This window comes from Ruegeria sp. CDSC068, assembly GCF_059610545.1.
The window spans coordinates 1-13,454 of the sequence record NZ_JBXWNV010000013.1 but is presented as its reverse complement, the minus strand read 5'-3'; the positions used below and the strand labels follow the sequence as shown (position 1 = coordinate 13,454).

General features: G+C 51.8%; 10 protein-coding genes. 3 read left to right on the top strand and 7 right to left on the bottom strand.

What is annotated here, in order from left to right; genetic code table 11:
• The first annotated feature begins 154 nt into the window (after nucleotides 1-154).
• Nucleotides 155-1,780 (top strand): L,D-transpeptidase family protein, encoded by a 1,626-nt coding sequence (locus AC2FID_RS20500; RefSeq protein ID WP_496838475.1) that lies wholly within the window; start codon nucleotides 155-157, stop codon nucleotides 1,778-1,780.
• Nucleotides 1,781-1,892: 112 nt separating this feature from the next.
• Nucleotides 1,893-4,637 carry an AsmA family protein gene (locus tag AC2FID_RS20495; protein ID WP_496838474.1) on the top strand — a complete coding sequence of 915 codons (2,745 nt, stop codon included), beginning with the start codon at nucleotides 1,893-1,895 and terminating at the stop codon, nucleotides 4,635-4,637.
• Nucleotides 4,638-4,648: 11 nt separating this feature from the next.
• On the opposite strand, the gene AC2FID_RS20490 is transcribed toward AC2FID_RS20495, so the two are convergent.
• The 7 genes from AC2FID_RS20490 to AC2FID_RS20460 all read right to left on the bottom strand — a co-directional run bounded on the left by AC2FID_RS20490 (nucleotide 4,649) and on the right by AC2FID_RS20460 (nucleotide 12,963).
• Entirely contained in the window at nucleotides 4,649-5,149 is a 501-nt protein-coding gene (locus AC2FID_RS20490) for a hypothetical protein (protein WP_282171046.1), read from the bottom strand.
• A 124-nt stretch (nucleotides 5,150-5,273) separates the two neighbouring features.
• Nucleotides 5,274-6,887: a mechanosensitive ion channel family protein gene (locus tag AC2FID_RS20485; RefSeq protein WP_496838472.1), complete on the bottom strand. Its 1,614-nt coding sequence runs from the start codon at nucleotides 6,885-6,887 to the stop codon at nucleotides 5,274-5,276.
• On the bottom strand, nucleotides 6,884-8,206 hold the full coding sequence (locus AC2FID_RS20480; protein ID WP_282121341.1) for a mechanosensitive ion channel family protein: 1,323 nt from the start codon (nucleotides 8,204-8,206) through the stop codon (nucleotides 6,884-6,886). The genes AC2FID_RS20485 and AC2FID_RS20480 overlap by 4 nt, the downstream gene beginning before the upstream one ends.
• A 151-nt stretch (nucleotides 8,207-8,357) precedes the next feature.
• On the bottom strand, nucleotides 8,358-9,581 hold the full coding sequence (locus AC2FID_RS20475) for a carbohydrate porin (protein WP_496838470.1): 1,224 nt from the start codon (nucleotides 9,579-9,581) through the stop codon (nucleotides 8,358-8,360).
• A 62-nt stretch (nucleotides 9,582-9,643) separates the two neighbouring features.
• Nucleotides 9,644-10,045, bottom strand: a complete 402-nt coding sequence (locus AC2FID_RS20470) for a hypothetical protein (RefSeq protein ID WP_496838469.1) — start codon at nucleotides 10,043-10,045, stop codon at nucleotides 9,644-9,646.
• 72 nt (nucleotides 10,046-10,117) lie between these two features.
• Entirely contained in the window at nucleotides 10,118-11,509 is a 1,392-nt protein-coding gene (locus AC2FID_RS20465) for a metal-dependent hydrolase family protein (RefSeq protein ID WP_496838468.1), read from the bottom strand.
• A gap of 62 nt (nucleotides 11,510-11,571) precedes the next feature.
• Nucleotides 11,572-12,963 carry a metal-dependent hydrolase family protein gene (locus AC2FID_RS20460; RefSeq protein WP_282022546.1) on the bottom strand — a complete coding sequence of 464 codons (1,392 nt, stop codon included), beginning with the start codon at nucleotides 12,961-12,963 and terminating at the stop codon, nucleotides 11,572-11,574.
• 180 nt (nucleotides 12,964-13,143) lie between these two features.
• Between AC2FID_RS20460 and AC2FID_RS20455 the strand changes: the two genes are divergently transcribed.
• The coding region (locus tag AC2FID_RS20455) for a hypothetical protein (RefSeq protein WP_496838466.1) at nucleotides 13,144-13,454 on the top strand (311 nt) is incomplete at its 3' end.

The following is a 13,454-nucleotide window of genomic DNA, read 5'->3' as shown; positions in this document are numbered from 1 at the left end:
CGTTCAGCGTCAATCCCCTGCATATACACACAGCACTCGAACCCTCCAATCAAATGGCCATACTAAAATCATAAATTACGATTTGATTATACATTATGTATGAGTATCCTCCCACATAGAGACAGCATATAGCGCGAAGCCGCAGGAGGTATTGGTGGGTCACGTTAAGTCGTTAGTCGCGATTTCGCTAACTGCATTGGTAACAATATTCCCCAACCCAAGTGTCGCAAACGAGATATCAGAGCAGATTGCTTCTCTACTCGGTGCCAAGTTGGACGTGAGTAGCACGCTACCTGACAGAAAGAGCTTGGATGCTGAAATCCTAGTGCCGCGTTTCTACGAAGAGAGGGGCTTCACTCCTGCGTGGACACGCGATGCATTGGCAGACGAACTCTTGGAGGAGTTGGATGGCGCTATAGAACAGGGCTTCAGACCGGAAGATTTTGACTTAGCGGAGCTTCAAGCCGCATTTAAGGCCGCCCAAACTGGCGATGTTTCTAATCAAGCATTGTTCGATATTCTGGCAACGGACGCTGCGGTGAAACTGGTTCATCATTTGGTGTTTGGGAAAGTCGACCCAAATGCACTGGACGACGATTGGAACTTCTCAAAACCGGTAATTCAACAAGACCCAGCCGTTGTCCTAAATCAGTTTCTTCAAGGTGAAGGTTTTAGCGCGTTAATCGAGCGCATCGATATCGACAATGCGCAGTATATGATGCTTGTCGAAGCACTGAGTAAGTATAGGGCCATTGCTTTACAGGGCGGTTGGACCAATGTTTCGGATGAAACCGTTCTTAAACCAGAGATGGTGGACCCTGCCGTCGCTGAGCTGCGTGTAAGGCTGGCGGCAGAAGGCTACGTTGAAACAAGCAGTTCTTCTGAAGATGGCGAAAACGGCATAAATCCAGCTTGGGTTTACGACGATAAATTGTTGAAATTAGTCAAATCTTTTCAGAGTCGGCATGGATTAGAAGCCGATGGGGTCATTGGCGGTAAGACGTTCGCATCGCTAAACAAACCGGTGGAAGATCGCATTAACAAGCTGCGTCTCAGCTTGGAACGTGGCCGCTGGCTTATGCGGGAAGTCGACGACGAATTCGTGCTGGTGAACATTGCAGGAGCCCGCACATATTTGGTCACATCGGATGGCACGCTTTGGACCACTAGATCAATCACAGGGTCAGCCTATCGAAAGACCCCAGTGTTCCGAGACGAAATCAAGTACATTGAATTCAATCCCACCTGGACCGTTCCCGCCTCGATTTTTCGTAAAGACAAACTTTCGCGCATCCGCAAGGATCCAGCCTATCTGACACGCAACAACTATGTCGTTCGGAACAAGGATGGCCAGACAATCCCCGCAAACGCTGTAAACTGGGGGGCGAAGAACCCCGGCGTGACCCTGGTTCAGCAACCGGGCCCAGACAATGCGCTGGGTTTGGTTAAGTTCATGTTTCCAAACAAATACGCTGTATACTTGCACGACACAAACGACAAAACCCTTTTTGACCGAAACGAGAGAAATCTCAGTTCCGGCTGCGTTCGCCTTGAGTATCCGTTCGAGTTCGCGAGCCTTCTGATGGAGGGAGAGCCAGATTGGAGCCGACAGAAGATGCAGTCCATTTTGGATAGCGGAAAGACAACGCGCGTTGATCTACCTGAGCCAATGCCGGTTCTTTTGACATATTGGACAGCGTGGGTCGAAGACGGGGTCGTTCATTTCCGCGAGGACCCTTACGAACGGGATGCCCGTATCCTGGCAGCTTTGGACCGATGAGCACGAAATGCGCGGCGCGCGCGAACCGAATTATGTGCCCATCTAGTCCAGCAGATTGGCGAACGCCGAATTGCAGATAGATCAAACGGCGTAGGCGACGACAGGGGGATGCATGAGGACTTGGCTTCTTAGATCAATTGGGATTGTCGTACTACTTGTGTTTGCAACAATCGGATTTGTTTGGTTGCTACTTGCTGCGCCGCTATTCTCGGAGATGCGACGTGACCTGGTCGAAAAAGTCCTTTCTGAACAAATCGGCCAACCGATTGTGGTCAACGACGATGTAAGTGTCGCGCTTGGACGCATTACCCACATTTACGTCGGTGGTGTGATTATCCCGAGCCAAACAATGCCGGAAGCATCTCTTGCAGAATTGAACCTTCTGGAACTGGAATTGGATGTTGCCGCTTTGGCCAATCGACGTCTGCACTTTGACAACCTCGTCGTTGACGGTCTCCAGGCGAATTTCCTTACAGCTGCTGACGGCACTACAAGTTGGCGAAAAGGCCGACCGACGCCAAAACCTGAACCCGTAAACGCCACGGAAGTGGACAATCAAGAAGCTATAGCTGAGACAGGCGGGTCCAATGAGGGCGACCCAGAAGGTAGCGGGATCCTCTCATTCCTGAGTGACAAGAATGTAGCTTTCACATCCATTGGGTTGAACATTGATGATCAAACCTCTGGCTTTTCGTTCGTGTTTGACCTCCAGTCTCTCGCTCTGGAACAGGTAGACAACGGGCAAAGAACAAAGGTCTCGGGGACAGGCTCCGTCAACGGCCAAAGTTTCGAAATCGAGGGTGACTATCCTCATAGTGCACCGTTTACGACGCGCGCCAATTTTGGCGAAATGACGGTGAGCTATGACGGCGAACCATTTTCGGAAAGCGAAGGAGGTGGCTATCGTGCTGTCTTGCAGATGGACACTGGTGAGTTCGGTGACTTTCTTGAAGTCATTGGACTGGAGCGAGTTCTGGAAGGGAATGGCCAGTTGCAAGCAGAGCTTGTTTCTCAGGATGCTCTGAAAATCGAGACCTTTACGACCACCGTAAACCTTGAGGACGGACAGCAACTTACAGCTGAAGGGTCGATAGAAGACCTCTACACAGCTCGGGGCGTTGATCTGTTATTCGACGCGCGGCTTTTTTCTGAAGGGCAGCCGCCGAACGCAGCAAAGAGTTTCCAGGAGCTGAAGTTCACAGCCTTTGAAATGCACATGGTAGGATCACTTGCGTCTTTCGAGTTCGAGAAACTTCTGTTCCAAACTAACGCATTTGATCAAGGCCTGGACGTGATCGGGCCAGCCTCTATCGAACGCATTCGCCGCATGCCCGATGGTCGGCTTGCGATGCTGGGCATCGCCTTACAGGCTGGACCCATTGAGGACCCAATTCTAAAGGCCGACGGCGAAATTCTCGACCTGCTTCAGCTTCAGGACGTGACTTTCGAAGGCACACTCAACGGGCCGGCCAAATTGATTTTGCCAAATATGGATGAAGATTTTGTCGATCAGCTCGGTGGCATAAATGCCGACTTCAGCTTGTCCAATGAAGGAGGGCCTGTTTCGCTCAACAGGTTTAATGCAACCACCTATGGCACAGATATTTGGGCGCTTGACCTCGCGCTATCGGTCAGCGAATTGAAAGGGCTGTCAGGCCTTGATTTTGACGTGGAACTGGATGTCAGCGACGGAGCTAGTTTTCTGACTGCGCTTAAATTGCAACCTGTCGAGATTGGCGCACTTGCCGTCGATGCAGTGACGTCGAAGCAGGGCGAGGACTTCACTGCCTCAATCGAGTTTGAAGCCGGTTCGTCACACCTTCTGGCCGCTTTGGATGCAAAATTTCCCGAGGGCGCTTCTGTAATTCGCGGAAACGTTGCGAGTAAAAGGCTCGATTTAAACGATCTAAAAAACCTGACCGCTACGCTGGACCAGCTTAAAAGCTTGGTAGGCGACGCTTCAAAAGATCCTGAAACCGACGTACAGCCCTTGGTTCTACCGAAGGAAACCAACGTACAGCCCCTGGTTTTACCAAAGGAGAAAGGAAAGCCAGCCGATCTTCTGGATGTGCAGCGCGTACTGAGAGAGGCAGACGTCGAGGTACAGATCGACTTTAAGGAGATTGTTGGCCAACAAGGCGTAACTTCTGTTTCCAGCCAATTGTCTGCAAAAGAAGGGACCGTAGATTTTGGCCCGCTCCAGATGGCTTATGGCGGTGGAAACTTCAGCCTACGGGCAGTGATGGATCTGATTGACTCACCTGATTGGCTCTCCTTGTCGGGGTCAACTTCAGGATGGGAATTCGGAGAGATTCTCGATGAACTGGGTATCGGGATAGATGCCTATGGACGTTTGAGTGGTGAGTTTAACGTTTCAGGCAATACCGCGTCTGGCAAAGCGTTTGTGAATTCCATGCGCGGCACTGCTTCTTTATCGATGTCACAAGGCTATGTCAGCACCAGCCTTCTGGAGTTGGCAGGGCTTGGTATTTTCCCATGGCTGTTTTCAGAGGAACTCCGTCAAGGTTACACGGACATAACATGCGTTGTGGCACCAATTAGCATCGAAGCCGGCCGGGTAAGCTCAGACTCCATCGTGGTTGAAACGGGTTCTGTTCAATTGGTGGCCAAGGGCCAAGTGGATTGGGTCAAAGATACTATTGCGATCAGGGCAGAACCTCGTCGAGTTGGCAAACCGCTATCCCGTAGCGCGTGGCCGTTTGACGTGACTGGCCAACTTTCGTCACCGAAGTTCAAGTTGGATGTAGGTGGATCCAGAAACAAGGCTCCGGAAGGTGCTGATGCGATGCCAGCAGACAGGCAACCGTGCGTGCCAGACATGAATCAGCTTCAATAGTCGGTCACGACCTAGTTCTTTAGTGGTTCAGGCTGTTCTGCCTGGCATGCCAAAACGGCCTCGATGGCTTTTGAGGACCCACTTAGATCAAGTTCTACTTCGGTTCCACTTTCACCAATTATCGTGACGCTTTGGCGCTTGCCGAATTCGGTTACAAACGCGGGGTTGTCGAAAAAGGCGTAACCCCCGGGGACGCCATTTTTAAAAACACCTACGGCTTCGCCTTCAAACTTTGCGTCACCGAAATCGAAGTTCACGATACCGGTTGATCCGTCCTCAATCTGAACCCAGGCCGGATTGTAGGCGGCAAAGAAACCGCCAGCCTGATTGGGTGCGACACCAATTTCAACTGTCATGTCGTCTTCGAAGGGCTTCCACGCGAGGCAGCCGTTTCCTTTCTCGAGGTCGATCAAAATTGTCCAGTCGCCAGACTCACCCCACCGCTCCATACCAGCGGCAAGAGCGCCACTCGCGAGAAGCGTTACTATTGCGGTAAATGTCCAATTGATCATCTGGAACCCCAAAACTTTCTGAAAACTATTGCATTAATCCTACCCATAGCTCTGGATCAATCAAACTAATCCGACAACCTGCAAGGGCGGGGTTTTGTGGACCCAGAGTGGGCTTGGTATTCTTTTACTCCGCTATATGAGCAAGCTTTCCATCCCATTCCTCAGTGGGAATCTTAGGACTTTGCGGGTCAGCCATGTAGGACGGTGTCATAATTTGCGTACTGTTCTCGTTGAACACTTCCACGATGTTTTGGTGTAGATCAGACAGAATCTTAGGCAAACTCGATCCTCGAGATGTGTATGCGTTAATTTCGTAATTGATGGCATAGTCAGCCAACTGTGTCCAAAGTACAAAAGGCTCCGGGTTTTTCTTCAAACTCTGTGTGCGATGAGCCGCCTCTATCAACATTGCCGTGATTTTTTTTGGCGGCTCCTCGTACCCGATCCCGACCGTCGTGTGTACGAGAAGGCCTCGACCATCGACTTTGCGCGAATAATTCACGACCTCTGAGTTCAACAACTGAGCGTTTGGAATACTGATCATTTCGTTTTTGATGGATTTGATAAGTGTTTCCATAAGCTTGATTTCGGTTACGTCCCCTATCTTGTCGCCAACCATTATTCGATCACCAACATTCGTGCTGCGCCGATAGATGACAAACAGACCTGCCATCATGTTCGATACAACTGTGTTAGATCCCAACGAGACCATGATACCGGCAAGAATTGTCAGGCCTTGAAACGCCCGGGAACCTGAGCCCGGAATGTATGGGTAGGCGAACACCAGTGCGATCACAATGATCAAAGCCCTGAACAGCATGTTCGTTGGCGCGATCCAGTGCGCCTCGAAATCTTTGATTTCGAATGCACCGTTCTCCAGGTTGTCAAAGAACAGATCGAGGCCGCGGATCGCAAATCGACATAAGGCTGCAATAATCACCAGCATGATCAGGTTTGGGATGTACCCAACGACAGCCAGCACAACATTTATCAATGGCTCACTGACGTACTTTAGAAGAACTTGAGCGATGGCCTGAGTTTCCGCGAAAGACAGCAAAACCAAGGACAGGTAGTAATAAAGAAAAAACAGAAACAGCACCCACATCAAAGCATGAATTGAATAAACGATGATAGACGCGATTGCCCTGCTTCGTAGGATTGACTTTGTAGCTTCCTCGACGCTTTCCGCTCTCTTTTCCAAGTTGTTTCTGACGTAGCCCAGAAACTTCTTCCGTTTGGCAAAGAAGAAGTATGACACCAGTGCAAACAACGCCGTCCAAGCGACAGCGGCCAAGGCGCTGTCAACGCGGCCTTCGCTGGATCGCGCTTCCCGGTACTTTAAAATGGCATTTTCGATGGCCTCTGCTTGCAGCCCGGCCAGAACTTCAATGTCCATCTGTTCGTGGTCGGCGTCAGCCTGAGTGGTAATAGTGACCATATGGCCGTCGACGCGTACGAGTTGTCCAAATTCAGCCCGGGAGATTTGGATGTCGACCGTTTTGCTCTCTGATCTATCCGCGACTTGAGCAATTCTTTCTTCAATCTTTGCGGCCCTGTCCGTTGCGGGCAATGCGCTGGATCCGCGGACGACAAAAAGCTCATCCCCGTCGACAATGACCGGTGCTATGAATTCGGGATCTTCTCGCTCCTGCTGTGGCAGCAAAACTTCTTCTGACTGAGCCGAGGCTACACTGCAAAGAAGCAGAAAGGACATCATCCATATTACTAATGCTCTCATGTCTTTACTCCTTCCACTGGGATCAGGTGAACATCGCGCTGCGGGAACGGTATTGATATTCCCTCTTGGTCAAACCGCTCCTTGGCTTGTCCTGTGAGGTCCCAATAGACAGTCCAATAGTCGTCAGACTTGGACCACGGTCGACAAAAGATATTGACTGAATTGTCGCCAAGTTCACCAACAAATATTTCTGGATCAGGCGACTTCAGGCATAGTTCATGTCTTGCGACCAATTCCTTCAGAACATCGATTGCGTGAGCAGCGTTGTCTGAATACGCGATCCCAAAAACCAGATCGACGCGACGCTCATCAGATGCGCTGACATTTGTGATTACGTCACCCCAGATCTTACTATTCGGCACAATGATGATCTGGTTGTCGAAGGTTCGGATTTTTGTCGAAACGACCGACATCTCGTCAACAAAACCAGATGACCCGCCAACCTGAATATAGTCTCCGGTATCGAATGGCTTCAAAACCATGATCATCAGACCGCTGGCGAGATTGCCTAGCGTTTCCTGAAGCGCAAAGCCAAGAATGAAAGACAAACCACCAAATATTGCAAACAAAGGAGTGACGTTCACACCGAACAAGGCAAGTACAACCAGAATGCCGAGAATAAAGACCGCCCAAAACACTGCGGTCGCAATGAATTTCTTAAGCATCCGCGATATTGTTGGTATCTTTTCAAGACCGCGCTCAGTTAAACGACGCACCATTTTGGCTACAAACATCATAACCCAAACAGCAGCCAAAACACCCAACCCAGCCAATAGAAGACCAGCACCTCCCTCCCAGGAAACCAACCATTGGAGAGCGTTGTGAAATAAAGTCTGTAAATCCGTTGTTTTAAGCACGCCAGTTTTGAGCGCTAAAAGATAATCGGTATGCGGTTTCAGGTCTTCTTCGGCGGCACCCTTTAGGGCCCATTCGTTCAAGACCAGAGTGTAATTATCCAAAATTACAGTGCCAGTGTCGTTTATCAAAGAAAGCTGTGATCTCAGGTCATCTTCTTGCGCTTCGTTTCCGGCCTGAAGGCTAAGATTGATACGGGCAATTTCTTCAAGTTGGTTGCGAACATGGTCTTGCCAGGCAACAGCAATTTCTGAAAGCTCATCAGTCGTCAGCGGAACAAGCAGTATCTCCAGGTCACCGGCAGAAATTGATTTGTCGGCAACCTGAGTTAAGAGATCTTCTTGCTGTACCTCAGCAGGTTCCTGTTCACTCGCCGCGTTCTGTGCATACGCTGGAACAGCGTTTGACGTCGAAACCGCCGCAGCAAAGAGCAAAATAACCAAACCGTAGATGTATCGCGCCATGATACTAAAGCTCCCACATAAAGACTGAAGAGATCATAAGGAGACCGAAAAGGTCTGCCATTAAAAATAGTTGGGGGCGACCCACTCACTTGCCGCCCCCGCCCGTTCCGGCCAAAATGAAGCCCGAACGGAAACTGCTACCCGGCATTCATCAAAGATTGACCCTCAGTCTCAGTCCCAAGACCAGCGGGTCGTTCGAGTTTGATCCGGGATTTTTCAGGTATTGCACGTCTGCCGTCAGTGCCAGATTGTCGGCCAAGTCCAAACGGTAGAAAGCTTCAAGTGTCGTTTGATTGGGCAATCCTGGTGTCGTCAGGTCGGCAACAGTGGCCGCTATGCCAAGGAGATCATCATAGGGGCCAGGTCGCCACATCAAGCCTGCGTTGACTGCACGCTTGGCCAACGCACCGCCGCCATTGGACCATCCCAGCCGTCCGAAGATCATCAGTTGGTTGTCGAATGTATGGTTGGCAGAAAGTGTGGCTCCATATGTTTCCGGTACGCCAACTTGTTGGCGCGCATCCGTGTGAAACATCCCCAGATGAACGTTTGTCAGAAATCGTTTTGATTTTTCGGGCGTCCAGCCGATCTCGGCGTATTTGTAGAATTCGCTACCCCCGGAAAACCACTCAATGTCTGTGAGAGACCCATTGGCATCGCTGACCACCCCTAACGCATAAATTTGATCCGTCAGGTAGCCGCCGACCGTGACACCAAAACCGGGATCGGGGATTGGCAGCACCGGGCTAAACAGGATTGAATAGTTCGAAAAGGTCGTCCTTGGGTTCACGTAACCCAGAATGTCAGAGTAGTCGCCCGGATCGATTCGACCCGCCACCACTCCTCCTCGTCCGTTTGCGAAGGCTTGTTGCCAGTAAGCTACCGACAAGGTCGTGTTCGTGTCCGCAAACGTGACCGCAGTTGCCCCTTGATATCCAATTTGCGCAGGCAGTGCTGAGGGTGCAATGGACTGGCCCAACCGGTGTCGGTTCTCCAGAATAAAGACAAGGCTACCCGGGTTTTCACCACCCCGGTTTGCCAATTCCCACGTCCCAACCATCCTGAGCTGACCGGATGCAGATTCGTCCTGCCCGGTCAGGCTGTGAGAACTGCGTTGGTATAGCGCTTGGTAATCAAAGCTGAGCGCCAATCCGGTGTTTTCCCGAAATCGACCCAAAGCGGTTTCGGTTGGATCAATGGCACGGTCCAAACCGGGCCAACGCGAATCTTCCAGCCGGCGCAACCTGTCTTGCTCCTGCTGCGCGCTGGCTGATCCCGGACCACCCAACGATACCTGGGCTGCGGCCTCCAGTTTCGCCTGAGCAGAATTTTCCTGGGCATCAGCAGCACCGCCAAATAGTGCAAAGGCGCTCAATAATGCAGTGGCAAGGGTCGGTCGTGGTGGAAGATACGATCTCTGGTGCGACAAGCCTCCAATCACTTTACGTCATCCACAGCTTTGATTTCGGGAACACGTTCCAGCGCCACAGCCATGTCGGCGCTGCTCATCAATTCGATCATCTGGTAGTCATCCAACAAGCCGTCGCCGAGGCGGCTGACATAGAAGGCCTGGATAAAGCTTGGATCGTCTGGCAGTGAAACGGTGATGTAGTTCTTCCCGTTTCCAAGCCCCCAGTAATAGCTCAAAAGCTCTCCGCCGAGCGCTTCGATCCCGCTTTTCACCGAGGCTGCGCGATCCCCCGGATTGGCGATCTGCATTTCCCAAGCGGTGCTATTGGACGTGCCAATGAACAAAAACGTACGCATGCTTTCGGCGTCTTCAGCAGCGGCAATTGAACCACAGATCGCCATAAAGACGCCAAGGCTGAGATGTTTCACAGTCTTTCCTTTCAGGGAAGGTTTCTTGGCTGAAGTGTGGGGTTATCAAAGATAGACCACCCCACTTTCCTTTTATTCCAGCGTATTCTTGTAGAGCTTGCCGTCCTTCATGATGACACGGATAGTGTCGAAACCTTCTTCACGCGGTTCCGCGTCAAACCATTTCGGTTGGGCCCCCAAGACAGAAAGATCTTCCAGCGGGTTGCCATCGACGATCAGGATATCGGCGTAGGCTCCTTCTTGGATCACCCCCAACTGCTCCGGATAAGGATTACGTTGGCCAGTCAGCTGCGCCAGTTCGCCCGCGGTCGACGTAGCGGAGACCAGCATGGCATGATTGCCGAACCAATCAGCAAACTGGTACTTTTCGAAATCGCGATGGGCACGGCCCTGATCGAGCGTTGACAGTACTGTATCAACGTTGTGCACGACCTTGGGTTTGTATTTCTTGACAAGCGCGATGAGATCCTTGCTTTGGTCATGTGCAACCGCAAGCTTGATGCCTGCTGGCGTACCCGGTGCAAAGTTCGGGTGCTCAAACAGGATCGGTGAGAACCCGGCGGTGTTGAGGGACCAGAATATCCCTTCATCAGCCATTCGTTTCACGGTTTCTTCTGTGACCATCTGGCCGTGTTCAATGACCTTGACGCCCGCATCCAGTGCCATTTGGACAGTTTCGTCCGTGTAGGCATGCGTGAAAGCATAAGTGTCAAAAAAAGCCGCAACGTCGACCGCTGCCTTTATTTCTTCCACGCTGTATCCAACGGACCAAAGCGGGTCTAATTCCGAGGAAACACCGCCGCCAACGGTTAGCTTGATTTGCGTGGCCCCATAGCTGAGGTTCCGGCGCGCGGCCGTTCTGATTTCATCTACGCCGTCTGCAACGACCGCGAGATTGAGTTCTTCCACCTGTGCGACGGGGCCACCTTCAGCCCGGGCACGAGGGCTGCGCCAGTCCGTGTGACCAGATTGTGGACCGATGCACGCACCGCTCGGGTAAATCCGTGGCCCGACAAGAATATCCTGATCGATCAGCTTTTTCATCGCATCGCCTTGGCCACAGGCATCGCGAACCGTTGTGTACCCATCCATAAGGTAATCACGTGCGTTTGCGACTGCCATCGCGCCGACGCCGTCCCAATTCGCATATTCCGCGCCGCCAAAGCTTGTGAACAGACCGGTTAGGTTCAGGTGGACGTGGCTGTCGATCAGCCCCGGCATCAATGTGCGACCACCTCCATCCACAACCGTCGCGCCAGGGGCGTCGATGGCCTCGGTGGACACTTCTTTGATCAAGTTGCCTTCAACCAAAACGCTGGCGTTCTCGATCCGCGCCTCATTTACTCCGTCAAAGACATGGACGTTGGTGAACAGGGTTTGTGGCAGGGTGTCCTGCGCAAACGCGGCAGTGGCCGTGAAAAAAACCAGGCTCGCGACGGCACCCGTCTTTGTCGAAATATTCATGTCCTTCTCTCCCTTAAAATTTAGTGCGCGGGGTGCCGAGGTAAGTTCACCCCACGCGACACTCAGTCGAGTGTGTTCTTGTAGATCACGCCATCCTTCATGATGATCTTCAGATTGGTGTCGGGATCGGATAGCAGCAGGATGTCCTCCAGCGGGTTCCCGTCGACCAATAGAAGATCGGCGTATGCACCCACTTCGACCACACCCAGCGGGCCGTCCTGATAAGGATTGTTCAAACCAGTAAGACGGTTCATGCGCGCGCCGTTTGAAGTTGCGATGCGCAATATGTCGAAGGGTGTGAAATTCGCTTCAAGCAGGTATTTGAACTCGTCGCTCATCTTCTTGTCCTGCTCTAGCGTTTGGTCCCAGTTGTTGATGAGGTCAGTGCCCAGGGTATAGAGGTCGATCATGCCTGGCGTGGTTTGAATTACTTCAATCATGTTGGCCGCGGCATCCCGCACCGTCTTCCACTTCGCAAACGACGCTGGTGTGTAAAATGCTTCGGCCTGCTCGGTGGAGACCGAGTAGACCGGAGCCACGGCGGTCGCAAACATGATCTGTTTTTGAACCATAACCTCGGCCACTTCCGGAGTCAGAAACGGGATGTGTTCGACGGTCTTCGCGCCATTGTCGATACAGTTTCGGATCGCCTGTTCAGTGAACACATGGCAGGTCACATATGTGCCCCACTGTTCGGCGGTTTTGACTGCCATCTGGATTTCATCGGCTTGGTACTGAAGCGAATGCAGGGGGTCGAACTCGGACGTAACACCGCCGCTGACCATAATTTTGATCTGAGTTGCCCCGCGGCGCAGGTTCTCGCGTACGGCCATCCGGATCTGATCCGGCCCATCGGCTATAAAGCTCATTTCACTTTCGACCCAATGTGATGGTCCTTGCCCAGACAGTGTGGGATGCCGGTCGTTCAGTTTACGGAAGTCCGCGTGCCCGGATGTCTGGGTGATGAAGGCTTCAGAGGAGTAAATGCGCGGCCCGGGAAACATGCCGGAATCTATAATGCGAGCGATGGATTTTGCTGGTCCGCCTAGGTCCCGGACAGTGGTGAACCCATTCATCAGGATGCGTTCAGACCGAATTGTCGCGACGCCGCCAAGATGAAAGGGTGTGATATTCTGGCGCAAACCATCGCTGAGAGGGTTGAACACGGTAAGATGCACGTGTTGATCATGCATTCCGGGCATCAGTGTGCGCCCACCGCCCTCGATGATTTGCGCATTGGCAACGACAAGCGGCTCAGTCGAAACCTCGGCGATCAGGTTATCGACGACCAAAACGTTTGCGTTCTCGATCCGCGCCTCGTTCACCCCGTCAAAGACATGAACATTTGTGAAAAGGACCGGGAAACTTTCTTCCTGTGAAGCGGCATGAGTTGGAAATAGATAGCTCGCAGCCAGTACTGCGGGCACAAGTATGCGCATCAGACATCCGTTCATCAGGGCTCCTATCATCAAGAATCGTAAAAGGCGCAATTAGGAGTCATTATAGAATTCGAATAACTTGATGCCTGACAGATTACCGGTTCGAGAAAAATAGTTTTGGGAAATTGCAAGGTTTCATAATTTTATTGTGGGAATTTCCTACACTCGGGAATATTGCGAATTTCTGGAGAAGAGATGACAAGAAGACTTGGTAATAACACGGATCAGTCGCTGCCACTCGTCAGGGCTTCAGTTGCGGGTCCGGTTGTCGCAGCGCTTCGCAGCGTGGGGGTCGAACCCGCGTTTGTTCTGGATCCTCTGGGGTTGAACGAAGCGCAGGTAATGGACCCGAAGAATTTCCTGCGCCACGATACCGTCTACCAAATCTATCAGGCCGTGGCAGAAGCCACTTCACCGGATTTTTGCGCACGGGTCGGGCAATCCGTCGATCTTGTCAAATTTCTCCCGCTTGGCGATATGCTGGCAGAAGCCCTTACATTGGGAGA